Annotated in this window: 21 protein-coding genes, 5 tRNA genes, 3 rRNA genes and 1 pseudogene; 20 read left to right on the top strand and 10 right to left on the bottom strand. The window is 57.0% G+C overall.

The window, feature by feature from the left end:
- Positions 1 to 74: 74 nt before the first annotated feature.
- Positions 75 to 1,982 (bottom strand): esterase EstP, encoded by a 1,908-nt coding sequence (gene estP, locus ACZ5M5_RS27800; protein ID WP_103308216.1) that lies wholly within the window; start codon positions 1,980 to 1,982, stop codon positions 75 to 77.
- Between estP and ACZ5M5_RS27795 the strand changes: the two genes are divergently transcribed.
- Genes ACZ5M5_RS27795 through ACZ5M5_RS27775 form a run of 5 tightly spaced genes read left to right on the top strand, consistent with a single transcriptional unit; the run spans position 1,981 to position 5,582 of the window.
- Complete coding sequence (locus ACZ5M5_RS27795) at positions 1,981 to 2,349, top strand: hypothetical protein (protein WP_464738251.1); 369 nt, start codon at positions 1,981 to 1,983, stop codon at positions 2,347 to 2,349. The genes estP and ACZ5M5_RS27795 overlap by 2 nt on opposite strands.
- 42 nt (positions 2,350 to 2,391) lie before the next feature.
- Positions 2,392 to 2,985, top strand: coding sequence for an aminodeoxychorismate/anthranilate synthase component II (locus tag ACZ5M5_RS27790; protein WP_018928869.1), 594 nt, complete (start codon positions 2,392 to 2,394; stop codon positions 2,983 to 2,985).
- A gap of 9 nt (positions 2,986 to 2,994) precedes the next feature.
- Positions 2,995 to 4,044 (top strand): anthranilate phosphoribosyltransferase, encoded by a 1,050-nt coding sequence (trpD, locus tag ACZ5M5_RS27785; protein WP_060740376.1) that lies wholly within the window; start codon positions 2,995 to 2,997, stop codon positions 4,042 to 4,044.
- A complete protein-coding gene (gene trpC, locus ACZ5M5_RS27780; protein WP_464738250.1) occupies positions 4,041 to 4,877 on the top strand; it encodes an indole-3-glycerol phosphate synthase TrpC in 837 nt (278 codons plus the stop codon). The genes trpD and trpC overlap by 4 nt, the downstream gene beginning before the upstream one ends.
- A gap of 3 nt (positions 4,878 to 4,880) precedes the next feature.
- Positions 4,881 to 5,582 carry a lipoate--protein ligase family protein gene (locus tag ACZ5M5_RS27775; RefSeq protein WP_103308218.1) on the top strand — a complete coding sequence of 234 codons (702 nt, stop codon included), beginning with the start codon at positions 4,881 to 4,883 and terminating at the stop codon, positions 5,580 to 5,582.
- On the opposite strand, the gene crp is transcribed toward ACZ5M5_RS27775, so the two are convergent.
- The gene (gene crp / locus ACZ5M5_RS27770) at positions 5,579 to 6,223 is read right to left on the bottom strand and encodes a cAMP-activated global transcriptional regulator CRP (protein WP_060740379.1); all 645 of its coding nucleotides are present in this window, start codon (positions 6,221 to 6,223) and stop codon (positions 5,579 to 5,581) included. The two genes, ACZ5M5_RS27775 and crp, sit on opposite strands and share 4 nt — an antisense overlap.
- A 233-nt stretch (positions 6,224 to 6,456) precedes the next feature.
- On the opposite strand from crp, the gene ACZ5M5_RS27765 reads away from it, so the two are divergent.
- Positions 6,457 to 6,879 carry an OsmC family protein gene (locus ACZ5M5_RS27765; protein ID WP_003206127.1) on the top strand — a complete coding sequence of 141 codons (423 nt, stop codon included), beginning with the start codon at positions 6,457 to 6,459 and terminating at the stop codon, positions 6,877 to 6,879.
- A gap of 106 nt (positions 6,880 to 6,985) precedes the next feature.
- Here the strand turns inward: ACZ5M5_RS27765 and coq7 are convergent, their stop codons facing one another.
- From coq7 to hemJ, 6 genes are all read right to left on the bottom strand, one after another.
- A complete protein-coding gene (coq7, locus tag ACZ5M5_RS27760; protein ID WP_103308219.1) occupies positions 6,986 to 7,633 on the bottom strand; it encodes a 2-polyprenyl-3-methyl-6-methoxy-1,4-benzoquinone monooxygenase in 648 nt (215 codons plus the stop codon).
- A gap of 75 nt (positions 7,634 to 7,708) precedes the next feature.
- Complete coding sequence (locus ACZ5M5_RS27755) at positions 7,709 to 8,047, bottom strand: histidine triad nucleotide-binding protein (protein WP_060743122.1); 339 nt, start codon at positions 8,045 to 8,047, stop codon at positions 7,709 to 7,711.
- Positions 8,048 to 8,129: 82 nt separating this feature from the next.
- Positions 8,130 to 8,918: an SDR family NAD(P)-dependent oxidoreductase gene (locus ACZ5M5_RS27750; RefSeq protein WP_060740381.1), complete on the bottom strand. Its 789-nt coding sequence runs from the start codon at positions 8,916 to 8,918 to the stop codon at positions 8,130 to 8,132.
- Positions 8,919 to 8,980: 62 nt separating this feature from the next.
- Positions 8,981 to 9,946 carry a DUF805 domain-containing protein gene (locus ACZ5M5_RS27745; RefSeq protein WP_464738249.1) on the bottom strand — a complete coding sequence of 322 codons (966 nt, stop codon included), beginning with the start codon at positions 9,944 to 9,946 and terminating at the stop codon, positions 8,981 to 8,983.
- 52 nt (positions 9,947 to 9,998) lie between these two features.
- Positions 9,999 to 10,967, bottom strand: coding sequence for an NAD(P)H-dependent flavin oxidoreductase (locus ACZ5M5_RS27740; protein ID WP_464738248.1), 969 nt, complete (start codon positions 10,965 to 10,967; stop codon positions 9,999 to 10,001).
- Between the two features lie 34 nt (positions 10,968 to 11,001).
- Entirely contained in the window at positions 11,002 to 11,433 is a 432-nt protein-coding gene (gene hemJ / locus ACZ5M5_RS27735) for a protoporphyrinogen oxidase HemJ (protein WP_003206117.1), read from the bottom strand.
- Between the two features lie 134 nt (positions 11,434 to 11,567).
- Between hemJ and argC the strand changes: the two genes are divergently transcribed.
- On the top strand, positions 11,568 to 12,602 hold the full coding sequence (argC, locus tag ACZ5M5_RS27730; RefSeq protein WP_060740384.1) for an N-acetyl-gamma-glutamyl-phosphate reductase: 1,035 nt from the start codon (positions 11,568 to 11,570) through the stop codon (positions 12,600 to 12,602).
- A 106-nt stretch (positions 12,603 to 12,708) separates the two neighbouring features.
- Positions 12,709 to 13,059: an iron-sulfur cluster insertion protein ErpA gene (gene erpA, locus ACZ5M5_RS27725; protein ID WP_003177727.1), complete on the top strand. Its 351-nt coding sequence runs from the start codon at positions 12,709 to 12,711 to the stop codon at positions 13,057 to 13,059.
- Between the two features lie 68 nt (positions 13,060 to 13,127).
- On the opposite strand, the gene ACZ5M5_RS27720 is transcribed toward erpA, so the two are convergent.
- The gene (locus ACZ5M5_RS27720; protein WP_464738247.1) at positions 13,128 to 14,219 is read right to left on the bottom strand and encodes an anhydro-N-acetylmuramic acid kinase; all 1,092 of its coding nucleotides are present in this window, start codon (positions 14,217 to 14,219) and stop codon (positions 13,128 to 13,130) included.
- A 3-nt stretch (positions 14,220 to 14,222) separates the two neighbouring features.
- Positions 14,223 to 15,641 carry a peptidoglycan DD-metalloendopeptidase family protein gene (locus ACZ5M5_RS27715; RefSeq protein WP_464739465.1) on the bottom strand — a complete coding sequence of 473 codons (1,419 nt, stop codon included), beginning with the start codon at positions 15,639 to 15,641 and terminating at the stop codon, positions 14,223 to 14,225.
- Positions 15,642 to 15,853: 212 nt separating this feature from the next.
- Here ACZ5M5_RS27715 and tyrS point away from each other — a divergent pair, with 212 nt between their 5' ends.
- The 12 genes and pseudogenes from tyrS to ACZ5M5_RS27655 all read left to right on the top strand — a co-directional run bounded on the left by tyrS (position 15,854) and on the right by ACZ5M5_RS27655 (position 25,561).
- Positions 15,854 to 17,053 (top strand): tyrosine--tRNA ligase, encoded by a 1,200-nt coding sequence (gene tyrS, locus ACZ5M5_RS27710; protein ID WP_060740387.1) that lies wholly within the window; start codon positions 15,854 to 15,856, stop codon positions 17,051 to 17,053.
- Positions 17,054 to 17,602: 549 nt separating this feature from the next.
- A 16S ribosomal RNA gene (locus ACZ5M5_RS27705) occupies positions 17,603 to 19,138 on the top strand.
- Positions 19,139 to 19,261: 123 nt separating this feature from the next.
- Positions 19,262 to 19,338 (top strand) — tRNA-Ile (locus ACZ5M5_RS27700).
- Between the two features lie 10 nt (positions 19,339 to 19,348).
- Positions 19,349 to 19,424, top strand: a tRNA-Ala gene (locus ACZ5M5_RS27695).
- 241 nt (positions 19,425 to 19,665) lie between these two features.
- Positions 19,666 to 22,557: ribosomal RNA gene (locus ACZ5M5_RS27690) — 23S ribosomal RNA — on the top strand.
- Positions 22,558 to 22,727: 170 nt separating this feature from the next.
- Positions 22,728 to 22,843, top strand: a 5S ribosomal RNA gene (rrf, locus tag ACZ5M5_RS27685).
- Together the 16S, 23S and 5S rRNA genes with 2 tRNA genes alongside form the textbook arrangement of a ribosomal RNA operon.
- A gap of 133 nt (positions 22,844 to 22,976) precedes the next feature.
- Positions 22,977 to 23,933: a bifunctional biotin--[acetyl-CoA-carboxylase] ligase/biotin operon repressor BirA gene (gene birA, locus ACZ5M5_RS27680; RefSeq protein WP_103308222.1), complete on the top strand. Its 957-nt coding sequence runs from the start codon at positions 22,977 to 22,979 to the stop codon at positions 23,931 to 23,933.
- Positions 23,923 to 24,671, top strand: a pseudogene (locus tag ACZ5M5_RS27675) (pantothenate kinase). Before birA ends, ACZ5M5_RS27675 begins: the two are co-directional and overlap by 11 nt.
- Positions 24,672 to 24,678: 7 nt before the next feature.
- Complete coding sequence (locus tag ACZ5M5_RS27670) at positions 24,679 to 25,134, top strand: hypothetical protein (RefSeq protein ID WP_464738246.1); 456 nt, start codon at positions 24,679 to 24,681, stop codon at positions 25,132 to 25,134.
- Positions 25,135 to 25,276: 142 nt separating this feature from the next.
- A tRNA-Tyr gene (locus ACZ5M5_RS27665) sits at positions 25,277 to 25,361 on the top strand.
- Positions 25,362 to 25,385: 24 nt separating this feature from the next.
- A tRNA-Gly gene (locus ACZ5M5_RS27660) sits at positions 25,386 to 25,459 on the top strand.
- A gap of 26 nt (positions 25,460 to 25,485) precedes the next feature.
- Positions 25,486 to 25,561, top strand: a tRNA-Thr gene (locus tag ACZ5M5_RS27655).
- The last annotated feature ends 13 nt before the right edge of the window (positions 25,562 to 25,574 follow it).

The following is a 25,574-nucleotide window of genomic DNA, read 5'->3' as shown; positions in this document are numbered from 1 at the left end:
CTGTCATATTCAACCCATAGGTCGCCTGACAGTCCGCTATCGCGAGCAAGCTCGCTCCCACCGGCTCGCCTCGATCAGAAGTCCAGGCTGACGCCCAGGCTCACCCCCTGCTGGGTCAAGTCATCATCCTTGCGCAACGTATAACCGCCCCGCAGCGCCAGGTCGTTGGTCAATTTGTGGCTGACCCCCAGGCTCAGGCGGTTCAGGTGGCTCTGTGGCGTGTAGCCTTCCAGCGTGAAATCGTTGGCTGGCAGGCTGTTGAGGGCGATGTTGACCTTTTGCGTGTCGTCTTCGTACTCGCGCTCGTGGGCATATTCGCCAAATACCTGGGTCTGCCGGGTGATGTTGTATTTGCCCTGCAAGCCAATGCCCAGGCGTTTCGAGTCGCGGGTCTGGTCATCGAAGGTCAGGGCCGTGGAGCGGTTGCTCTTTTCCGAGTAGCCATCGACTTCCACCTTCGCATAGTCAGCGCTGATAAACGGCGAGAGGTGCCATTCGCTGCCCGGCTGGGCAATGTCGTAGCCCACCCGTGTGCTGAATGCCCAGAGATGGCCGTCGGTGTCGCCTTTCTCTTGGGCTTCGTTGACGCCCAGGTCGAACTTGCGTTCCAGGTTGTCGTAGTCGAGCTTGCCGCCAGTCAGTGCCGCATCGGCCCACCAGCGGTTTTGCTGGAACTGGGCGAAGGCGGTGGCCAGGTAGCTGTTGAGCTTGTACTGCGAATCGTTATGGCCTGCTTCCATGTCCTGGCGGTAGAGGCCGGCGGCGACACCTACGCGCCAAGCCTCGTTGAGGCGATAGCTGCCGCCAATGTTCAGACTGTAGCCACTGCCATCGGCGCTGGCGCCGCTGCCCTGGCTGTCCATGTCCAAGTGTTGGCCGCCACCTGCCACGATGGCTCGCCACTGGCCGACCGCCTGCCAGTCCTCCCAGTCCGATTGCCACTGGCTGCGCAACTCATCCTGGTGGGCACGCAGGGTCGAGTGGGCCATTTCCGGCAGCAACGTCAGTTCCCAGGGCGCCGCGAGCAGGGAAAAGGCGTAGTCGGCGATCAGCTTCTGCCCGGTTTCGGTTGGATGGACCGCGTCGTTGTAGATCAGCTTGCTGGGGTCTGGCGTGGCACTGTTGATGCCATAAGTGGCGTTTTCCGTGCAGCCGTTGCCGCTGAAGCAGGTTGCAGTCAGGTTCTCCCCGGTGGCGAGGCCGAATCTTGCCGGATCGGCGAAGCTTTCCTTCAGCAAGAGCGGAATGTTCAGTGGAATGATTTCAGCGTCGATGCCTTGCAGGCGTGTGATCAGTTGTTGGTTGAACTGATTGCCCAGTTGCGAAAAGGTGTCCTGCAAGGGGCCGCCGTTGAGGGCCGGCGTCAGGCCCAGGTCGGGCAACAGCCAGACCATCACATAGCGGGCACCGGCCGTTTGCAGCACTTGGACGCTGTCGGCCAGGCGGTCCGCGGCGGCGTTCGCTTGCGCGGTGTTCAATACCCGGCCTTGAAGGAAGTCGTTACCGCCACCGGAAAGGTAATACAGCGCATTCGGATCGGCCCGCAGGCCATTGGACTGCAGGTAGCCGGGACGGCTGCGCTCGCCGGTGTCGGATACACCGGTGATCGATTCGAGGATCTGGTCGGTACGATAACCGCCCACCGCCCAGTTGTTGCCGTCTGCCAGCCCTTGGTCGGCGCGGACCGCCGAGGTGGAGGCGGCCGTCTCGTCGGCGGAATAGCCCAGGCGCCCGCCGAGCAGTTGGGTGGAGTTGGCCGAATAGGCTTCACCGCTGCCGTCCGTGTAGATCGGACCGGTTCGGTTGGTATAGCGCTCGGTCGAGCCGGGCGGGCCATTCGGGTCGGCGAACTGGCCTGCGTCGTTGAGGCTGTCGCCGAACACAATGAATTTGGAGTACGGGTTGGGGGCGGCGCTCGCCTGGGCGCAGGCCATCGCCAGCAGGCAACCGGCAATCGGTACGAACAACGTCTTTTTGATCATGGGAAAATCCGTTTTTATTTTATTGTTGTTAGAAAACGAAACGACAGTACCAAAAACTTTCGGCATTTTGCCATCTATCCGGAACGTCGCGATTGTTTCAAAGCCCTTCGGGAACGGTCATATTGCGTGCTCCGCCCAGCTAAGCTACTGTGCCGGAACGTATGAACGAGACTTCCCCTGTGTCGATTGCCAGCAAACTTCTGGATCAAATGATCAAGGCACACGCCCGTTGGCGTTGGCGCGCCTGAACATTCTCCGCCGGCTTCGCCGGACCTGTACCGATTTGCCTTCTTTACCCGCTGTAGAACCGCTTCGCCGGGGCATCAACCGCCTCGCCAAGCGCAACAGCGTGCGGGTCACTCTCTGAAGGCTGTGTTCAAAGTCAGTGAATTCAATAGGTTGCTTAGCCATGTTGCTGATGATCGATAACTACGACTCTTTTACCTACAACGTTGTGCAATACCTTGGCGAGCTGGGCTCCGAGGTCAAGGTCGTGCGCAACGACGAACTGACCATCGCCGAAATCGAAGCCCTCAAGCCTGAGCGCATCGTGGTTTCCCCCGGCCCATGCACGCCGACCGAGGCGGGCATTTCCATCGAGGCCATCAAGTATTTCGCCGGCAAGCTGCCGATCCTGGGCGTCTGCCTGGGGCATCAGTCGATCGGCCAAGCGTTCGGTGGCGATGTGGTGCGCGCCCGACAAGTCATGCACGGTAAGACTAGCCCGGTATTCCACGAGGACAAGGGCGTGTTCGAGGGACTGAATCGTCCGCTTACCGTAACCCGCTACCACTCTTTGATCGTCAAGCGCGAAACGCTGCCTGACTGCCTGGAGTTGACGGCCTGGACCCAGCTTGAAGACGGCTCGGTCGATGAAATCATGGGGCTGCGCCACAAGACATTGAATATCGAGGGTGTGCAATTTCATCCCGAGTCTATTCTCACCGAGCAGGGCCACGAGCTGTTCGCCAACTTCCTCAAACAAACCGGCGGCACGCGCTAAGGACTTTTCATGGATATCAAGACAGCCCTGAGCCGTATCGTCGGCCATCTCGACCTGAGCACCGACGAGATGCGCGACGTGATGCGCGAGATCATGACCGGCCAATGCACGGATGCGCAGATCGGTGCGTTCATGATGGCCATGCGCATGAAGAGCGAGAGCATCGATGAAATCGTCGGCGCCGTGTCGGTGATGCGCGAACTGGCGGACAAGGTCGAACTCAAGACGCTGGACGGTGTGGTCGATGTGGTCGGCACCGGTGGTGATGGCGCCAATATCTTCAACGTTTCCACCGCCTCGTCGTTTGTGGTCGCGGCGGCCGGTTGCACCGTAGCCAAGCACGGCAACCGCGCGGTCTCAGGCAAGAGCGGCAGTGCCGATTTGCTGGAGGCAGCCGGCATCTACCTGAACCTGACGCCGATTCAAGTGGCGCGCTGTATCGACAATGTCGGCATTGGTTTCATGTTTGCCCAGACCCACCATCGCGCCATGAAACACGCTGCCGCGCCGCGCCGTGACCTGGGCCTGCGTACGCTGTTCAACATGCTCGGCCCGCTTACGAATCCGGCCGGCGTGAAGCATCAAGTGGTTGGGGTGTTCAGCCAGGCGTTGTGCCGGCCATTGGCCGAAGTCTTGCAACGCCTGGGCAGCAAGCACGTGCTGGTGGTTCATTCGAAGGATGGCCTGGATGAATTCAGCCTGGCGGCGCCCACATTCGTGGCCGAACTAAAAAATGATCAGATCAGTGAGTATTGGGTCGAACCTGAAGACCTCGGCATGAAAAGCCAGAGCTTGCATGGCCTAGCGGTCGATGGCCCGGCCCAGTCGCTGGAGCTGATCCGCGATGCCCTGGGACGTCGCAAGACCGAGAATGGCCAGAAAGCCGCCGAGATGATCGTGCTCAATGCCGGTGCTGCGTTGTACGCCGCCGACCACGCCAGCAGCCTCAAGCAAGGCGTGGAACTGGCCCATGACGCACTGCACACTGGCCTGGCCAGGGAAAAACTCGAAGAGTTGGGTGCATTTACCGCCGTATTCAAAGTGGAGAACGAAGGATGAGCGTGCCAACGGTTCTGGAAAACATTCTGGCTCGCAAGGTCCAGGAAGTGGCTGAGCGCAGTGCTCGCGTCAGTCTGGCCGAGCTGGAAAACCTGGCGCGTTCAGCGGATGCGCCGCGCGGTTTTGCCAAGGCGCTGATCGATCAGGCCAAGAAAAAACAGCCGGCGGTCATTGCTGAAATCAAGAAGGCCTCTCCCAGCAAGGGCGTGATTCGTGAACACTTCGTTCCGGCCGACATCGCACGGAGCTACGAGAAAGGCGGTGCGACCTGCCTCTCGGTGCTGACCGACGTCGACTTTTTCCAAGGGGCCGACGACTACCTGAAGCAGGCCCGGGCGGTGTGCAAGTTGCCGGTGATCCGCAAGGATTTCATGATCGACCCGTACCAGATCGTCGAGGCGCGTGCGCTGGGCGCCGATTGTGTGCTGTTGATCGTCTCTGCCCTGGATGACGTGAAAATGGCCGAGCTGGCGGCCGTGGCCAAGAGTGTCGGGCTGGATGTCCTGGTGGAAGTCCATGATGGCGACGAGTTGGAGCGAGCCCTGAAAACCCTCGATACCAAACTGGTCGGCGTGAACAACCGCAACCTGCACACGTTTGAAGTCAGCCTGGAAACCACCCTGGACCTGTTGCCACGCATCCCGCGTGATCGCTTGGTCATCACCGAAAGCGGCATCCTCAACCGGGCCGATGTCGAGTTGATGGAAGTCAGCGATGTGTACTCGTTCCTGGTGGGCGAGGCGTTCATGCGGGCCGAGAACCCGGGTACTGAATTGCAGCGACTGTTCTTTCCTGAACGAGGCCTGCCGGTGAGCGGCTCGACGCTGGACTGATCCATGTCGCCTGTGATTTCCCTCAGCGTCGAAGCTGGCCTGCAAGCCGAACAGGACCTGTTGGCCAGCATCTGCGCGGGCGACGCCGAGTTCGGCCTGCTGTTCTGGCAGCCCAATGACCGCGCGCTGGTCATGCCGCGCCGCTTGAGTCGACTGCCGGGGTTCGAGCACGCCAGTGAAGTATCGGCCGGCCAAGGCTGGCCAGTCCTGCTGCGTGAAACCGGTGGTGAGCCGGTGCCGCAATCGGTCGCTACGGTCAATATCGCCTTGGTCTACGCGCCACCGCGCAGCGAAGGCGACCATGGCCGCATCGAAACCGGGTATCGCCGGTTGTGCGATCCCATCTGCCAGCTGTTGGATGAATTGGGCGGGGTGGCTTCGCTGGGAGAAGTGGAAGGGGCCTTTTGCGACGGGCGCTTCAACGTCAACCTCGACGGCCGGAAAATGGTCGGCACCGCTCAACGCTGGCGCCAGAGCAAAGGTGGCCAGCGTCCGGTGGGGCTGGTGCATGGCGCGCTTTTGCTGGAGAACGAGCGCGAGTCCATGGTCGCGGCGGTCAATCGCTTCAATGAGGCCTGTGGCCTGGAGCAGCGAGTGCGTGCCGAGAGCCACATTGCCTTGCGTGAAAAATTCCCGGCGCCTCACGCATTGGAGCGGCTCGAGGCGCTGTACCGGGAACTGCTGACCCAGCTGCTGGGTGCTTAACGCGTTCCGAACACCACCATGGTCTTGCCTTTGACGCTGACCAGGTTGCGCTCTTCCAGGTCCTTGAGTACGCGACCGACCATTTCACGGGAGCAACCGACAATCCGGCCAATCTCCTGGCGGGTCACCTTGATCTGCATGCCGTCCGGGTGGGTCATGGCATCGGGCTGCTTGCACAGCTCCAACAGACAACGTGCGACACGTCCAGTGACGTCGAAAAATGCGAGATCGCCGACCTTGCGGGTGGTATTGCGCAGGCGCTGTGCGATTTGTCCGCTGAGGACGTAAAGAATGTCCGGGTCTTGCAGGGACAGTTCTCGGAATTTGGCGTAGCTGATTTCCGCAACTTCACATTCAATCTTGGTCCGCACCCAGGCACTGCGTTCCTGTTCCTTGCCCGCCTGTTCGAACAACCCCAGCTCACCGAAAAAATCTCCGGAATTGAGGTAGGCGATGATCATTTCCCGACCGTCATCATCTTCTATCAGGATAGTGACCGAGCCCTTGATGATGAAAAACAGCGTCTCGGAACGATCTCCCGCACAAATGATGTTGTGTTTGGCTGGGTAGCGGCGGCGCTGGCAATGCATCAAGAGCTTGTCGAGATTCTTGATCTTGAACGTGGGAGTAATGGCAACCATGGTTGTATCCCGAAAGACTGCGCGGTGTGGTGGTTTGTTTTTGTATGAAGGCGAATAGCTATCGCTAAAAGCTGGCCATACGCCAGCGAGTTGGCGCCAGCTTAACAGAGGCGTCCTTAATAGATTTGAGAATTTACCTACAGGCTGGCAGGACGGGGCTCTAAGACGAAGAGCGGTCATGGCGAAGCGCTGTGCTAAGCTGGCGACCCTTTTTTAACAGTGGAGTCTTGGCGATGAAGGCACGCATCCAATGGGCTGGCGAAGCCATGTTCCTCGGTGAGTCAGGCAGTGGTCATGTGGTCGTCATGGACGGCCCGCCAGAGGCCGGTGGTCGGAACCTGGGTGTTCGGCCGATGGAAATGCTCCTGTTGGGCGTAGGCGGTTGCAGCAATTTCGACGTGGTCAGCATTCTTAAAAAGTCCCGCCAGGCCGTCGAAAGCTGCGAAGCGTTCCTGGAAGCGGAGCGTGCCACCGAAGATCCAAAGGTATTTACCAAGATCCACATGCATTTCGTAGTGAAGGGGCGAGCCTTGAAGGAAGCCCAGGTCAAGCGGGCCATTGAGCTGTCCGCCGAGAAATACTGCTCGGCTTCGATCATGCTCGGCGCCGCCGGCGTCGAAATCACCCACGATTATGAAATCATCGAATTGGGTTGAGTCGATCTCGATGGCGAAGCCCGCAACTCGCCGCGTTGAAATCCTGAGCTAATGCAAAAGGCGACTCCCGCGGGAAGTCGCCTTTTTCATTGGTGTTGCAATGGCGTCAAATCCGATAGGTGCTCTTGGTCATGACCTTGGCCAGCAGGCTCATGCCGAACTTCACCGGGCCCGGAAAACGGAAGCCACCGGCGTCAAGCGCACTTTCGGCATGGTGTTCTTCATCCACGCGCATCTGCTCGAGGATCGCCCGGGACTTTTCATCCTCGGCCGGCAGTTGCTCCAGGTGTTCGTTCAAGTGCTTGCACACCTGATGCTCGGTCGCGGCAACGAAGCCGAGGCTGACTTTATCGCTGATCAGGCCGGCGACGGCGCCGATCCCGAATGACATCCCATAGAACAGCGGGTTCAGGACGCTGGTGTGGCTGCCCAGCTGGCGAATGCGTTGTTCACACCAGACCAGATGGTCGATTTCTTCCTCGGCGGCGTGTTCCATTGCCTCACGCACCTGGGGCAGCTTCGCTGTCAGCGCCTGGCCCTGATACAGCGCCTGGGCACAGACTTCGCCGGTGTGGTTGATACGCATCAGGCCGGCGACGTGGCGGGTTTGCTCGTCACTCAGTTGCGCGTCCGGCTGCACGATAGCCGGTGATGGGCGGTACGGCTGGCCACTGAAGGGCAGCAGGGTGCGCATCGCGGTATCGGCTTGCAGCAACAGACGGTCAATCGGCGAGTAGTGACGTTGGGTAGTCATGCTTACCTCCGGGAAAAATCACAGCGGCCAGTTTAACCCAATCGGCCGCCGAAGATTTGCGTTGGGTCAGGGCTATCAGCCCGGCGGCCAGTGCATCTGGCGCTGACCCAGCACATGCATATGAATGTGATAGACCGTCTGCCCACCCAGTTCATTGCAATTCATCACCACGCGAAAACCTTCTTCGCAGCCCAACTCCAGCGCCAGGCGCTGGGCAGTGAACAGAATGTGCCCGGCCAGGCCCTTGTCTGCTTCGGTGAGGTCATTGAGCGTACGGATCGGTTTTTTCGGAATGACCAAAAAATGCACGGGTGCTTGCGGGGCGATGTCGTGGAAGGCCAGTACCTGGTCATCCTCGTAGATGATCTTTGCCGGGATTTCCCGGTTGATGATCTTGGTAAACAGAGTATCCACGGCTGTTTTCTCCATTGGGTTCGTCGAGGTCCGATGTCATGAAGGCTCCGGTTGAGGCGCCTGGTTGTTCAACGTGAAGGGATCAGCGCGGGCAGTAAGCCTTGTTGATCATGCCGGCGATGTTCCGGACCAGCCATCGCGATCCCAGTCGCGGCAGTGCGGCCAGCCAGCGATTGCGGCGTCCAGGAATGATGATGGCGCGGTTCTTGTCCAGTGCGCGTACGGCGTACAAGGCAACTTCCTCCGGGCTCATCAGCAACTTGCTGTCGATGAGTTTCTGTTCGTCCATCTGCGCCCTGGCGAAAAAGCCGGTCCGGGTCGGCCCAGGGCAAAGCACCGAGACCTTGATCGCGCATTTCTTCAGTTCAACTCGCAGGGCTTCGGAGAAGTGCAGTACATAGGCCTTGCTGGCGTAGTAAGTACTCATCCAGGGGCCGGGTTGGAAGGCGGCGATCGAGGCAACGTTGAGGATCTGGCCGCCGCCGAGCAGCGCCATGCTATTACCGACGGCGTGACAAAGCCGTGTCAGGGCGAGGATGTTGACTTCGATCAGGTCCTGCTCGGTCATCCAGTCCTGGCCCAGGAACGGCCCGCTGGTGCCGATGCCAGCACAATTGACCAGCAGATCGATCTGTCGCTCGCCTTCCTCCAGTTCCAGCAGAAAGCCTGAAAGCCTCAGCGGTTCGCCCAGGTCACAGGCCCGGAACAATACTTCCACGCCAAACCGCTGAGTCAGTTCGATTGCAATACTTTCCAGCCGATCACGCTGTCGAGCCACCAGTATCAGGTTGCGGCCGCGCCGGGCCAGCGCTTCGGCCATGGCCAGGCCGATACCGCTGGAAGCGCCAGTGATCAGTGCGTAACGGGTCATGCAGTTCTCCATCGCAACAGCCCGCCGCCAGTTGACTGGGCTGTCACCGGCATGAAGCGCGCTTATTGTTCCTCTTCTTCTTCATAGTCTACAGAAGGCGGAGCGGGCTCGGCTGCCTCGACGGCGGGCTCTTCAGAGGTTTCGTTGCTGGATTCGCTGCTTTCATAGCTGCTCAGGCTGCTGCTGTCGTAGTCCTCCTGAAGGGCTCCGAAGATGCCGGCGAAGGTGGCCATGAAAATCAGGACGATCATCACCAGCCAGAGCGAGGCCAGCAATTTGACCGCTGTGGTATTGCGCGGCGGCGGGGGGCCGTACTGGTTTGCGCCGGTATTGCCCGGAGCGATGATGAGGATGAAGGGGAAGATGCTGCCCACGAATGGAACCAGGTTGATCAGCCACAACCATCCCGACCAACCGAGATCATGCAGGCGCTGGACGTTGAACTGGATGCTCACGAAGGCAAAGGCTAGCACGACGACTGCGGCGAGCAGGCCGCCGACGATGAGTCCCGCGACGGAGTCGGAAGCCAGCAGCCAGGCCGTGGACAGCCAGAAGCCTATGCCGACCAGGGGCAGTAGGGCCAGGGTCAACACCATGGTCCAGGCCAGGTAGCGTAGACGGCCGATACGCCCATCGAAGCTGAAGGGCTTGAGTGTGCCGTACTCGGCAAGCGCTTCACCGACTTGGGCGCGCGGAGGCGCGTATGGCGAGACGGGCTCGACGACCGAATTGGGATGGCGTCCACTCGGTTGCCGTGGTGCCTCCTGTACCTCGCCAAGGTTCAATTGGACGACGGGTTCGGCTTCGATCCTGGCATCGATTCCGCTTTTGTTGAGCGCTTCCAGGTACTGCTGCGCCTCACTCTGGGACAGGTTGCTCTTGAGGGCTACCTTGCGACCGGTGAACAGCCGTTCAATGGCGCTGACATCGCTTTTGAACAGCTCGGCGAGGTTGAGTTTGGCGGTGGTGGTATCGACGCCCGGCATCAGGCCGCCGTCGAATACGATGTTGAAACGGGTTTCGCTCATGCCTGGCATCCTTGTCTCTAATAAGTTGATTGGTTGTTTTGTTCAGGCTGATTCAGCGGGGCCATTGCCCGCCAAGCTGCGTCACCCGGGCTTGTGCCTGACGGTATTCTTCATCCAGACGTGCCACCAACTGATCGACACTGGGCAAATCATCGATTTCACCCACGCCCTGGCCAGCGGACCATACGGTTTTCCAGGCCTTGGCTTCATCGTTCAGCGGTTTGAGTTTCGAGCCGAAATCCACGGCGCCTTTGTTCTGCAGGGCGGCCAGATCGAAACCGGCGTTCTCCAGGCTCTGGCGCATGAAACTGGCCGGCACCCCGGATACAGCAGGAGTATGCACGATGTCTGCGGCTCTGGATGTGAGCAACATCTCTTTATAAGCGTCAGGTGCGTGGCTTTCGCTCGTACCGATGAAGCGTGTACCGAAGTAGGCCAGATCCGCGCCGAGCAATTGTGCGGCCAAGATCTGATGGCCGTGGTTCAGGCATCCTGCCAGCAGCAGGGTCTTATCGAAAAACTGCCGGATCTCGGCGATCAGTGAAAACGGGCTCCAGGTCCCGGCGTGCCCGCCTGCGCCAGCGGCAACGGCGATCAAGCCATCGACACCGGCTTCGGCGGCTTTCTCGGCATGCCGTCGGGTCGTCACGTCATGGAACACCAGGCCGCCGTAACCGTGAACCGCGTCCACCAGCTCTTTCACCGCACCCAGGCTGGTGATGACAATCGGCACCTTGTGTTCGATGCAGATGGCCAGGTCGGCCTGAAGTCGCGGATTGCTGTGATGAACAATCAGGTTTACCGCGTAGGGCGCCGGGTTTTCCAGGGTTGCCAAGCCGGCTTCGATTTCTTCCAGCCAGGCCTTGAAGCCGCTGCTTTCGCGTTGGTTCAACGCCGGAAAGCTGCCGACAATGCCATTGCGGCAGCAGGCCAGCACCAGTTGTGGATTGGAAATCAGGAACATTGGCGCCGCCACGACGGGCAGTCGCAAGCGTTGTTCAAGCAGAGCGGGCAACGACATGGGAAGTACCCCGGAAATGGATGCTGATTGGAGGTTAGAACGGTCGAACGACGACCAGAATTACGATAGCCAGCAATATCAGAACCGGCACTTCATTGAACCAGCGATAAAAGACATGGCTGCGGGTGTTTTCGCCACGGGCGAAGCGCTTTACCTGGGCGCCGCACATATGGTGGTAACCGATCAGCAGCACGACCAGGGTCAACTTGGCGTGCATCCAGCCTCCCTGGGTGAAGTAGGCGCCGGCATTGAGGCTGAGCAACCAGATGCCGAATACTAAAGTGGCAATCATCGCCGGGCCCATGATGCCGCGGTACAGCTTGCGCTCCATGACGCTGAAGCGCTCTTTGCTGACACTGTCTTCGCTTTGGGCGTGATAGACAAACAGGCGAGGCAGGTAGAACAGGCCGGCGAACCAGCAGACCATGCTGACAATGTGAAGTGCTTTGAGCCACAGATAGAGCATTTTTAGTTATTCCTCGATTCACGGTAGCCCGATAGTAGAGGTTAGAGCGGCCACACGTCACCTTGACGGTTGTCGCCACGCCCTGCGGCCCCTATCATCGACGGCTTTCCAGTGGGTTCGTTGAGGGCAGGTTTATGGTCAAGGTCGGTATCGTCGGCGGCACGGGTTACACCGGTGTCGAACTGCTGCGTCTTCTGGCACAGCATCCGCAGGCTGAGGTGGTGGTCATCACTTCCCGATCCGAGGCCGGCCTGGCCGTCGCCGACATGTATCCGAACCTGCGCGGCCATTACGACGGCCTGGCGTTCAGCGTTCCGGACGTCAAGACCCTCGGTGCCTGCGATGTGGTGTTCTTCGCCACGCCCCACGGTGTCGCCCACGCCCTGGCCGGTGAACTGCTGGCCGCCGGGACCAAGGTGATCGACCTGTCGGCGGACTTCCGTCTGCAGGACGCCGATGAGTGGGCCAAATGGTACGGTCAGCCCCACGGTGCGCCGGAGTTGCTCGAGGAGGCGGTCTACGGCTTGCCGGAAGTCAATCGCGAGAAAATCAAGCAGGCTCGACTGATCGCCGTACCGGGTTGCTATCCGACCGCGACACAGTTGGGCTTCTTGCCGTTGCTTGAGGCCGGTCTTGCCGATACTTCGCGTCTGATTGCCGACTGCAAATCCGGGGTCAGCGGCGCCGGGCGTGGCGCCAGTGTCGGCTCGCTGTATTCCGAGACGTCGGAAAGCATGAAGGCGTACGCGGTCAAGGGGCATCGCCACCTGCCGGAAATTCGCCAGGGGTTGCGCCGGGCTGCGGGTAAGGACGTCGGCCTGACCTTCGTGCCGCACTTGACGCCGATGATTCGTGGCATTCACTCCACCCTCTATGCGACCGTCGTCGATCGTTCGGTGGACCTGCAGGCATTGTTTGAAAAGCGTTACGCCAACGAACCGTTTGTCGATGTAATGCCCGCTGGCAGCCATCCAGAGACCCGTAGCGTGCGCGGTGCGAACGTTTGCCGGATCGCTGTGCATCGCCCGCAGGACGGTGACCTGGTGGTGGTATTGTCGGTCATCGATAACCTGGTCAAGGGCGCGTCCGGCCAGGCGGTGCAGAACCTGAACATCCTGTTCGGCCTGGATGAGCGCCTGGGGCTGTCCCATGCGGGGATGTTGCCTTAAAAGCAGTTTGCCGCAGCTCCGCAAATAGTTGACCGATTTTGTAGGAGAAGCGGATAATGCCCGCCATCACGCATTATGGCGGCGTAAGCGCCGGGAGATATTCAGCATGAGCGTCGAAACCTTCACCCCCACGGCTTTGCAATTCACCCACGGTGCCGCGCACAAGGTGAAGAGCCTGGTCGATGAAGAGGGCAATGATCGTTTGAAGCTGCGCGTATTTGTTACGGGTGGCGGTTGTTCCGGTTTCCAGTATGGCTTCACTTTCGATGAGGAAGTGGCTGAAGACGACACCATCGTCGAGCGCGAAGGGGTCAGCCTGGTGGTCGATCCGATGAGCTTCCAGTACCTGGCAGGTGCCGAGGTGGATTATCAGGAAGGTCTGGAAGGGTCGCGTTTCGTGATCAAGAACCCTAACGCCACCACGACCTGTGGGTGCGGTTCTTCGTTCTCGATCTGAGACAGCTCCAATAAAAACGCCGCAGTGCCTTACGGTCCTGCGGCGTTTTTTTGTCCGTAATCCTGATCTCAGGCCGGGTAGATGGCGCCGAGTACGCGCAAGCCACGGGCGCCAGTGACACTCGGCCGATTGCCCGGAATGCCTTCAAGGCAGCAATGGGCGAGCCAGGCGAAAGCCATGGCTTCGACCCAATCCGGGTCCACGCCATGCACCGCCGTACTGCTGACCTTGGTACCCGGCAGCAACTCAGCCAGGCGTTTCATGAGCGCCTGGTTGTGCGCGCCGCCGCCGCAAATCAGCAACTCCTGGGTATTCGATTGGGCATGCTGCAGTGATTCGACGATGGTCAGGGCGGTCAGTTCGAGCAACGTCGCCTGTACGTCTTGCGGGGCGAAGGTTGGCAACTGCGACAAATGCTGGCTCAGCCAAGGCAGGTTGAATACCTCGCGGCCAGTACTTTTCGGCCCCTTGGTGACGAAGAACGGATCGCTGAGCAGTGCCTTGAGCAGGGCTGGCTCGACTTTCCCGCTGGCAGCCCACTGGCCGTCACGGTCGAAATGGTCGCCTCGTTGTTGATGTATCCAGGCATCGAGCAAGACGTTGCCTGGACCACAGTCGAAACCGGCTACAGGTTTTGCGGGCTCTATCAGGCTGAGATTGCTGAAGCCACCGATATTCAATACGGCACGATTACCAGCTCGTTCTTCGAACAGTGCTTCGTGAAACGCCGGTACCAGTGGGGCGCCTTGTCCGCCAGCGGCAACATCACGGCTGCGGAAATCGCTGACGACGGCGATGCCGGTCAATTCGCTCAACAGGGCCGGATTGCCGATTTGCACGGTAAACCCACGGGCTGGTTCATGGCGGATGGTCTGGCCGTGGCTGCCAATCGCCGTGATGTCTTCAGGCTTGAGTTTCTGTTCGTCGAGTAGGGTATGGATACCCTGGGCGGCCAGCTTTACCCAGTTTTGCTGGGCAATGGCAGAGCGGGCGATTTCATCGGGCCCGCTGCTGCACAGTCCGAGTAATTCGGCGCGCAGGGCGGCGGGCATGGGGATGTAGTGCGTGGCAATCAATTTGATCGCCGGGGCCAGTTCGATCAGTGCGATATCCAAGCCATCCAGGCTGGTCCCGGACATCACACCGATATAGAGCGCCATGGCTTAGCGCTTGCTCGAGGCCAGCATGGTGGCTTTCTCTTGATCCATGCGAGCCATCAAGGGTTGGCTTTGCGCCAGGAAACGCGCGCGCTCGGCCTTGGCGATCGGATCGGCCATCGGCAACTTCTGGCCAAGCGGATCGACATGGACGCCGTTGACCTGGAACTCATAGTGCAAGTGCGGTCCGGTGGACAACCCGGTGGTACCGATGTATCCGATCACCTGGCCTTGCTTGACGGTGCCGCCAGTCTTCACGCCTTTGGCGAAGCCCTGCATGTGGCCGTACAGCGTGCGATAGGTGTTGCCGTGCTGGATGATCACGGTATTGCCATAACCGCCGCGACGTCCGGCCAACAATACCTTGCCGTCGCCGGCCGCCTTGATGGGCGTACCACGGGGGGCTGCGTAGTCGACACCTTTATGGGCGCGGATCTTGTTCAGAATCGGATGCTTGCGGCCGGCGGAGAACTTCGAGCTGATGCGGGCGAAATCAACCGGTGTACGGATGAATGCCTTGCGCATGCTGTTGCCGTCGGCGGTGTAGTAGCTGCTGTTGCCTTGTTTGTTGGTGTAGCGCACCGCGGTGTATGTCTTGCCGCGGTTGGTGAAGCGCGCGGAAAGGATCGGGCCGTTGCCGACGCTCTTGCCATTGACCACTTTCTGCTCATAGATGACGTCGAATTCGTCACCCTGGCGAATGTCCTGGGCGAAGTCGATGTCGTAGCCGAAGACGCTGGCCATGTCCATGGTCAGGCTATGGGAAAGGCCGGCGCGGGCAGCTGACTGGGACAATGAACTGTTGATGACACCATGGACATAGGCCGAGCGAACGGTGGGCTTGGCGGTGACGCGGTTGAATACGTAACCCTTGTCATTTTTGGTCAGGGTGATGCTTTCCAGGTCGCTCAGCTTGGTGTGCAGATTGTTCAGCTGTCCATCTGGATTGAGTTCGAATTCGAGCTTCTGACCGCGTTGCAGTTGAGTGAACTGCTTGGCTTGCTTGTCGCTGGCCAGGATTTCGTGGACCGATGTGGAGGGCAGGCCAACCTTTTCGAAGAGGGTGGAAAGCGTGTCGCCCTTGGCAACAATCACTTCGCGATGTTCCGGTCCTTTCTTTTCTTCCACGACAGGCGCTTCTACCGGAGCGGCGGCCTGGGCAGTGTCTTCCGGGCTGTTTTCAATCTGCGCAAAAGGAGAGGCGGCCGGTTCGTTTGTGGCTTGAACGGCTTCGGCGGCGTCTTGTTCTTGTGTCAGTTGTTCAGCAGGGCTTTCCAGTTCAAGACTCAGAGTCGTCTTTTTGGCTTCAACATCGCTGGAGGGAAACACCAGGAGCGCCAGGCTTAGGAGGGCTGCGATGCCACTGGCGGCAAGCAGGTGGGTCTTTGGGTAAAGCGGCGGCGCTTTAGACGGTTCTGTGGTCATAAGTAATTTTGACTTTTGAAAAGATGAATTGGAAAAGATGAATGACATGATGAAGATGAAATAACTGTATAAAATATAACCAAAACCCCTGCGAAGCAAGCCCGCGAATGCTCTGTTCTGTGGATCGGCGTCCGTGCGCCGGGCAAACCTTGTATTTGGTGCACGATCTTGTATGGTTGGGGCCCTTTGAATCTGAGCCTTACGGGTCTGTTATGAAGTCGGTTGAAGAGCAGCTAGCGCTGATCAAACGTGGTGCGGAAGAACTGTTGGTCGAGTCCGAGCTGATCGAAAAGCTCAAGCGCGGGCAGCCGCTGCGTATCAAGGCTGGCTTCGATCCGACGGCACCCGATCTGCACCTGGGTCATACCGTGCTTATTAATAAGCTGCGCCAGTTCCAGGATCTGGGGCACCAGGTCATCTTCCTTATAGGGGACTTCACCGGCATGATCGGTGATCCGAGCGGGAAGAGTGCGACGCGCCCGCCGCTGACCCGCGAGCAGGTTCTCGATAACGCCGAGACCTACAAGACTCAGGTTTTCAAGATTCTTGATCCGGCCAAGACCGAAGTGGCATTCAACTCCACTTGGATGGATCAGATGGGGCCGGCGGATTTCATTCGCCTGACGTCCCAGTACACCGTGGCTCGCATGCTCGAGCGCGATGATTTCGACAAGCGCTATACAACCAATCAGCCAATCGCCATCCATGAGTTCCTCTACCCGCTTGTTCAGGGTTATGACTCGGTCGCGTTGCGCGCTGACGTTGAGCTTGGCGGTACCGACCAGAAGTTCAACCTGTTGATGGGGCGTGAGTTGCAGCGTGGTTATGGTCAGGAGGCGCAGTGCATCCTGACCATGCCATTGCTGGAAGGTCTGGACGGCGTGAAGAAGATGTCCAAGTCGTTGGGCAACTACGTGGGCATCCAGGAAGCGCCGGGCGTCATGTACAGCAAGCTGGTCTCCATTCCTGATGTGCTGATGTGGCGTTACTTCGAGCTGTTGAGCTTCCGGTCCATGGATGAGATCAATGCGTTCCGTGCTGATGTAGAGGCCGGGGCCAACCCGCGGGACATCAAGATCAAGCTGGCTGAAGAGATCGTTGCGCGTTTCCATGGTGAGGAGGCTGCGGCCAATGCTCATCGTGCGGCGGGTAATCGTATGAAAGATGGCGAGCTGCCGGATGATCTGCCGGAGATCGAGTTGACTGCGGCTGAGAATATGCCAATCGCGGCGGTTCTTAATAAGGCTGGCCTGGTCAAGAATGCGGCGGTGGCGCGAGATCTCCTGGGTTCGGGTGGCGTGCGTATAGATGGTGAGGTTGTGGATCGCACCTATATATATGAGCTGGGCTCTACTCATGTATGCCAGGCCGGCAAGAAGGCTTTCGCCCGTATTACGCTGAAATCTGAATAAAGCGAAATTAAGGGTTGACGGCAAATTCTGGACGTCTATAATTCGCCCCACTTCCGGCGCAGTCGAAACGGAAAACTCCTTGAGATTCAACGAGTTAAGTAGGTTTCGAAGGTGCAGGGCTTCAGTTCATCGAAGCCAGGAAGGAGCAGATAGAGTGGTGTTGTTTGGCTCTATGTGCGGTTCGATCTTCTCGGTCGAAAGCGGTGAAAAAGAGGTGTTGACAGCAGCGAGTAACGCTGTAGAATTCGCCTCCCGCTAACGAGAGATCGGAAGCGCAAGTGGTTGAAGTTGAAAAGGAAACTTTGAAAACTTCTGAAAATAACCGCTTGACAGATGCACGGGGCGCTGTAGAATGCGCGCCTCGGTTGAGACGAAAGACTCAGCCAACCGCTCTTTAACAACTGAATCAAGCAATTCGTGTGGGTGCTTGTGGAGTCAGACTGCTAGTCAACAGATTATCAGCATCACAAGTTACTCCGCGAGAAATCAAAGATGTAACCAACGATTGCTGAGCCAAGTTTAGGGTTTTCTCAAAACCCAAAGATGTTTGAACTGAAGAGTTTGATCATGGCTCAGATTGAACGCTGGCGGCAGGCCTAACACATGCAAGTCGAGCGGTAGAGAGGTGCTTGCACCTCTTGAGAGCGGCGGACGGGTGAGTAATGCCTAGGAATCTGCCTGGTAGTGGGGGATAACGCTCGGAAACGGACGCTAATACCGCATACGTCCTACGGGAGAAAGCAGGGGACCTTCGGGCCTTGCGCTATCAGATGAGCCTAGGTCGGATTAGCTAGTTGGTGAGGTAATGGCTCACCAAGGCGACGATCCGTAACTGGTCTGAGAGGATGATCAGTCACACTGGAACTGAGACACGGTCCAGACTCCTACGGGAGGCAGCAGTGGGGAATATTGGACAATGGGCGAAAGCCTGATCCAGCCATGCCGCGTGTGTGAAGAAGGTCTTCGGATTGTAAAGCACTTTAAGTTGGGAGGAAGGGCATTAACCTAATACGTTAGTGTTTTGACGTTACCGACAGAATAAGCACCGGCTAACTCTGTGCCAGCAGCCGCGGTAATACAGAGGGTGCAAGCGTTAATCGGAATTACTGGGCGTAAAGCGCGCGTAGGTGGTTCGTTAAGTTGGATGTGAAAGCCCCGGGCTCAACCTGGGAACTGCATTCAAAACTGTCGAGCTAGAGTATGGTAGAGGGTGGTGGAATTTCCTGTGTAGCGGTGAAATGCGTAGATATAGGAAGGAACACCAGTGGCGAAGGCGACCACCTGGACTGATACTGACACTGAGGTGCGAAAGCGTGGGGAGCAAACAGGATTAGATACCCTGGTAGTCCACGCCGTAAACGATGTCAACTAGCCGTTGGGAGCCTTGAGCTCTTAGTGGCGCAGCTAACGCATTAAGTTGACCGCCTGGGGAGTACGGCCGCAAGGTTAAAACTCAAATGAATTGACGGGGGCCCGCACAAGCGGTGGAGCATGTGGTTTAATTCGAAGCAACGCGAAGAACCTTACCAGGCCTTGACATCCAATGAACTTTCCAGAGATGGATTGGTGCCTTCGGGAGCATTGAGACAGGTGCTGCATGGCTGTCGTCAGCTCGTGTCGTGAGATGTTGGGTTAAGTCCCGTAACGAGCGCAACCCTTGTCCTTAGTTACCAGCACGTAATGGTGGGCACTCTAAGGAGACTGCCGGTGACAAACCGGAGGAAGGTGGGGATGACGTCAAGTCATCATGGCCCTTACGGCCTGGGCTACACACGTGCTACAATGGTCGGTACAGAGGGTTGCCAAGCCGCGAGGTGGAGCTAATCCCACAAAACCGATCGTAGTCCGGATCGCAGTCTGCAACTCGACTGCGTGAAGTCGGAATCGCTAGTAATCGCGAATCAGAATGTCGCGGTGAATACGTTCCCGGGCCTTGTACACACCGCCCGTCACACCATGGGAGTGGGTTGCACCAGAAGTAGCTAGTCTAACCTTCGGGGGACGGTTACCACGGTGTGATTCATGACTGGGGTGAAGTCGTAACAAGGTAGCCGTAGGGGAACCTGCGGCTGGATCACCTCCTTAATCGACGACCGCAGCTGCTTCATGAGCTCCCACACGAATTGCTTGATTCATTGAAGAAGACGATAGAAGCAGCTTTAAGCTCCAAGCTGATAGCTCACAGCTAACAGTTACAAGCTCGAAATTGGGTCTGTAGCTCAGTTGGTTAGAGCGCACCCCTGATAAGGGTGAGGTCGGCAGTTCGAATCTGCCCAGACCCACCAATTTTGTAATGGGGCCATAGCTCAGCTGGGAGAGCGCCTGCCTTGCACGCAGGAGGTCAGCGGTTCGATCCCGCTTGGCTCCACCATAAACTGCTTCTGAAAGCTTAGAAATGAGCATTCCATCAAGGTGATGGTGAATGTTGATTTCTAGTCTTTTGATTAGATCGTTCTTTAAAAATTTGGGTATGTGATAGAAAGATAGACTGAACGTTACTTTCACTGGTAACGGATCAGGCTAAGGTAAAATTTGTGAGTTGCTCTTTGAGCAAGATCGAATTTTCGGCGAATGTCGTCTTCACAGTATAACCAGATTGCTTGGGGTTATATGGTCAAGTGAAGAAGCGCATACGGTGGATGCCTTGGCAGTCAGAGGCGATGAAAGACGTGGTAGCCTGCGAAAAGCTTCGGGGAGTCGGCAAACAGACTGTGATCCGGAGATGTCTGAATGGGGGAACCCAGCCATCATAAGATGGTTATCTTGTACTGAATACATAGGTGCAAGAGGCGAACCAGGGGAACTGAAACATCTAAGTACCCTGAGGAAAAGAAATCAACCGAGATTCCCTTAGTAGTGGCGAGCGAACGGGGACTAGCCCTTAAGCTTCTTTGATTTTAGCGGAACGCTCTGGAAAGTGCGGCCATAGTGGGTGATAGCCCTGTACGCGAAAGGATCTTAGAAGTGAAATCGAGTAGGACGGAGCACGAGAAACTTTGTCTGAATATGGGGGGACCATCCTCCAAGGCTAAATACTACTGACTGACCGATAGTGAACTAGTACCGTGAGGGAAAGGCGAAAAGAACCCCGGAGAGGGGAGTGAAATAGATCCTGAAACCGTATGCGTACAAGCAGTGGGAGCCCACTTTGTTGGGTGACTGCGTACCTTTTGTATAATGGGTCAGCGACTTATTTTCAGTGGCGAGCTTAACCGAATAGGGGAGGCGTAGCGAAAGCGAGTCTTAATAGGGCGTCTAGTCGCTGGGAATAGACCCGAAACCGGGCGATCTATCCATGGGCAGGTTGAAGGTTAGGTAACACTGACTGGAGGACCGAACCGACTACCGTTGAAAAGTTAGCGGATGACCTGTGGATCGGAGTGAAAGGCTAATCAAGCTCGGAGATAGCTGGTTCTCCTCGAAAGCTATTTAGGTAGCGCCTCATGTATCACTGTAGGGGGTAGAGCACTGTTTCGGCTAGGGGGTCATCCCGACTTACCAAACCGATGCAAACTCCGAATACCTACAAGTGCCGAGCATGGGAGACACACGGCGGGTGCTAACGTCCGTCGTGAAAAGGGAAACAACCCAGACCGTCAGCTAAGGTCCCAAAGTTATGGTTAAGTGGGAAACGATGTGGGAAGGCTTAGACAGCTAGGAGGTTGGCTTAGAAGCAGCCACCCTTTAAAGAAAGCGTAATAGCTCACTAGTCGAGTCGGCCTGCGCGGAAGATGTAACGGGGCTCAAACCATACACCGAAGCTACGGGTATCACGCAAGTGATGCGGTAGAGGAGCGTTCTGTAAGCCTGTGAAGGTGAGTTGAGAAGCTTGCTGGAGGTATCAGAAGTGCGAATGCTGACATGAGTAACGACAATGGGTGTGAAAAACACCCACGCCGAAAGACCAAGGTTTCCTGCGCAACGTTAATCGACGCAGGGTTAGTCGGTCCCTAAGGCGAGGCTGAAAAGCGTAGTCGATGGAAAACAGGTTAATATTCCTGTACTTCTGGTTATTGCGATGGAGGGACGGAGAAGGCTAGGCCAGCTTGGCGTTGGTTGTCCAAGTTTAAGGTGGTAGGCTGGAATCTTAGGTAAATCCGGGATTCTAAGGCCGAGAGCTGATGACGAGTTACCCTTTGGGTGACGAAGTGGTTGATGCCATGCTTCCAAGAAAAGCTTCTAAGCTTCAGGTAACCAGGAACCGTACCCCAAACCGACACAGGTGGTTGGGTAGAGAATACCAAGGCGCTTGAGAGAACTCGGGTGAAGGAACTAGGCAAAATGGCACCGTAACTTCGGGAGAAGGTGCGCCGGTGAGGGTGAAGCACTTGCTGCGTAAGCCCACGCCGGTCGAAGATACCAGGCCGCTGCGACTGTTTATTAAAAACACAGCACTCTGCAAACACGAAAGTGGACGTATAGGGTGTGACGCCTGCCCGGTGCCGGAAGGTTAATTGATGGGGTTAGCTAACGCGAAGCTCTTGATCGAAGCCCCGGTAAACGGCGGCCGTAACTATAACGGTCCTAAGGTAGCGAAATTCCTTGTCGGGTAAGTTCCGACCTGCACGAATGGCGTAACGATGGCGGCGCTGTCTCCACCCGAGACTCAGTGAAATTGAAATCGCTGTGAAGATGCAGTGTATCCGCGGCTAGACGGAAAGACCCCGTGAACCTTTACTATAGCTTTGCACTGGACTTTGAATTTGCTTGTGTAGGATAGGTGGGAGGCTTTGAAGCGTGGACGCCAGTTCGCGTGGAGCCATCCTTGAAATACCACCCTGGCAACTTTGAGGTTCTAACTCAGGTCCGTTATCCGGATCGAGGACAGTGTATGGTGGGTAGTTTGACTGGGGCGGTCTCCTCCTAAAGAGTAACGGAGGAGTACGAAGGTGCGCTCAGACCGGTCGGAAATCGGTCGTAGAGTATAAAGGCAAAAGCGCGCTTGACTGCGAGACAGACACGTCGAGCAGGTACGAAAGTAGGTCTTAGTGATCCGGTGGTTCTGTATGGAAGGGCCATCGCTCAACGGATAAAAGGTACTCCGGGGATAACAGGCTGATACCGCCCAAGAGTTCATATCGACGGCGGTGTTTGGCACCTCGATGTCGGCTCATCACATCCTGGGGCTGAAGCCGGTCCCAAGGGTATGGCTGTTCGCCATTTAAAGTGGTACGCGAGCTGGGTTTAGAACGTCGTGAGACAGTTCGGTCCCTATCTGCCGTGGACGTTTGAGATTTGAGAGGGGCTGCTCCTAGTACGAGAGGACCGGAGTGGACGAACCTCTGGTGTTCCGGTTGTCACGCCAGTGGCATTGCCGGGTAGCTATGTTCGGAAAAGATAACCGCTGAAAGCATCTAAGCGGGAAACTTGCCTCAAGATGAGATCTCACTGGGACCTTGAGTCCCCTGAAGGGCCGTCGAAGACTACGACGTTGATAGGCAGGGTGTGTAAGCGCTGTGAGGCGTTGAGCTAACCTGTACTAATTGCCCGTGAGGCTTGACCATATAACACCCAAGCAATTTGTAAACTCCGAGCCGCAAGGCGAACGAGACCAGATTGCGGTGTGTGAAGACGAAACGAACCGAAAGTTCGCGACGCTCGATTGCAACACACAAACTATCGCATACCCATTCGCTGGAACGTGACCGCAAGGCACGCGCTGGCTACCGAATTTCTTGACGACCATAGAGCATTGGAACCACCTGATCCCATCCCGAACTCAGAAGTGAAACGATGCATCGCCGATGGTAGTGTGGGGTTTCCCCATGTGAGAGTAGGTCATCGTCAAGATTAAATTCCGAAACCCCTATCTGCTGATGCAGGTAGGGGTTTTGTTTTGCCCGCAGGAAAGTCATTTTGTGTTTCTATGCAACTGTCTTGCGCATGGCTATCATGCGGGCCTCATTATCAGGGCGCAGTCCGCATGCTCACGTTGCTAAAACTTCTGAAGGATGGCCGCTTTCATTCGGGGCAAGCGCTGGGTGCTGCACTGGGTATCAGTCGTAGTGCTGTATGGAAGCAGTTGCAGCACTTGGAGGCGGATTTAGGGCTGTCTGTTCATAAAGTTCGAGGTAGGGGCTATCAGTTGGCTAAGCCCCTGCTGCTTTTGGATGCGACAGATATCTGCGCAAAGGGCCTTCATGGATGGCCTGTCCATATATTTGACTCTATCGATTCCACTAACGCCGAGGCGCTGCGTTTCATTGAGCGCGGAGGAGTGGCGCCGTTCATGGTTTTGGCTGAGCGACAGATAGCGGGCCGTGGTCGTCGTGGCCGTAAGTGGGTCAGCCCATTTGCAGAAAACCTCTACCACAGCCTGGTGTTACGCATTGATGGTGGTATGCGACAAATCGAAGGTCTGAGCTTGGTTGTCGGGCTTGCGGTCATGCATGTCTTGCGCGATATGGGGATCGCGGCTGCGGGGCTGAAATGGCCTAATGATGTCTTGGTGGGTGAGAAAAAGATCGCCGGCATTTTGCTTGAATTGGTTGGAGATCCTGCAGACGTTTGCCATGTTGTCCTGGGCGTAGGGATCAATGTGAATATGCAATCGACTGATGAGGTCGACCAGCAATGGACATCGATGTGCCTTGAAGCGGGCAGGGATTTTGATCGAAATGAGCTGGTGGCACGATTGGGTGCGAAGCTGCAGCAATATCTGGAGCTTCATCACGTATCGGGGTTTGCTGCGATCCAGTCGGAATGGGAGCAATACCATCTTTGGCAGGGGCGGGCTGTGTCTCTGATTGCCGGTGTTAATAAAATTGACGGCATTGTGCTGGGCATTGATCACCAGGGTGCGCTGCGTTTGAAGGTGGATGGTGTGGAAAAAAACTTTAGCGGTGGTGAGCTCAGTTTGAGGTTGCGTGATGATTCTTGAGCTCGACTGCGGCAACAGCTTTATCAAATGGCGCGTTCTGCGCCCTGACGGGATAACGCCGGTCGAGGGTGGTGTGGTCGGCTCTGACGACGATTTGCTCGCGAGCCTGAATGACGCGAAGAAGTTCCAGCTCAAGAAGTGTCGTCTTGTTAGCGTGAGGACCCAGGCGGAGACGGATTCATTGGTCGCTTCGCTGGTCGATGTGTTCGGGGTATCGGTCGTTCGTGCTGTGCCCTCCCGGGAAATGGCGGGTGTGAGAAACGGCTACGAGGATTACGACCGGCTTGGCCTTGATCGATGGTTGGCTCTGCTTGGTGGTTTTCATCTCGCTTCGGGGGCGTGCCTGGTGCTGGATTTTGGTACTGCCGTCACGGCCGATTTCGTGGCTGCGGATGGTGGGCATCTGGGAGGGTTCATTTGTCCTGGTATGCCTCTGATGCGTAATCAGTTGCGTACCCACACGCGGAAAATTCGTTATGACGATATAGCGGCGGAGCGAGCCCATGAGAGCCTTGCTCCAGGTCGTGCGACTGTCGAGGCGGTCGAGCGCGGTTGCATGCTGATGCTCAGGGGGTTTGTCCTGACCCAGCTTGAATTGGCGGAGCAATATTGGGGAAAGGATTTCGTGGTGTTTCTTACTGGGGGGATGCCAATCTGGTTTCCGGGGTCGTTCCAGATGCCAGGGTGGTGCCTGACCTGGTTTTCGTTGGTTTGGCGATGGCCTGTCCTTTGTCCTGAGGTTTCTATGCGGTGGCTGTTTCTGTTATTGCTGGTTTTGAATGTCTTCTACTACATCTGGCATCAGCAGGAGGCCCCGCTTCGCGCCAAGGATGTCACGCCGCTGAGTTTATATCGCGGATCGCAACAGGATATTCATCTCTTGAGCGAAACGGCGGATGCCCTTGTCAGGCGCGATTCGGCTAAGTCTGCTGAGGCGCTCAAAACTTGTGTCTACCTGGGTGGTTTTGCTCGTCCGGAGCTGGCCAGGCAACTGGAGCAGCGCCTGGCGGCTTTGGGGATCGTAGGTCGTCCTGTGGCGTCGAGCACGCAAAATCTCCCTGAGGGAGGAGGTTTCTGGGTTCAGGTTTCCCAGGAAGGCGCGGGAAAGGTGAATGAAACGCTGCTCCAAAACCTTTCTAAAGAATTCAATGAGTTAAAACATAAAATAATGCCATGCGAAGGGGTTGCACCCGCAGGGTAGTTTGCATAGAATGGCGCCCGCTTCGCAGCGAAGACCTTTAAAGGTAAGCGCCACGAAGCGATGTCAACGCAGCTAACCTCAGGTTTTTAATGAGAAAATGCTTGACAGAAGGCTGGCATGATATAGAATGCCGGCTCGCTTAGGAGGGGTTCCCGAGCGGCCAAAGGGATCAGACTGTAAATCTGACGTCTACGACTTCGAAGGTTCGAATCCTTCCCCCTCCACCATTTTTAGCGTGAGCTGCAAGCTCCGCGGGTATAGTTTAGTGGTAGAACCTCAGCCTTCCAAGCTGATGATGCGGGTTCGATTCCCGCTACCCGCTCCAAGTTTGCAGGTTGTGCAAAGTGTTTTGCTCTTGTAGCTCAGTTGGTAGAGCACACCCTTGGTAAGGGTGAGGTCAGCGGTTCAAATCCGCTCAAGAGCTCCATATTACAAGGCAG

It is taken from the genome of Pseudomonas sp. Van50 (assembly GCF_055390755.1).
The sequence above is the reverse complement of the archived record's forward strand: the minus strand, read 5'-3'. Positions and strand labels throughout refer to the sequence as shown.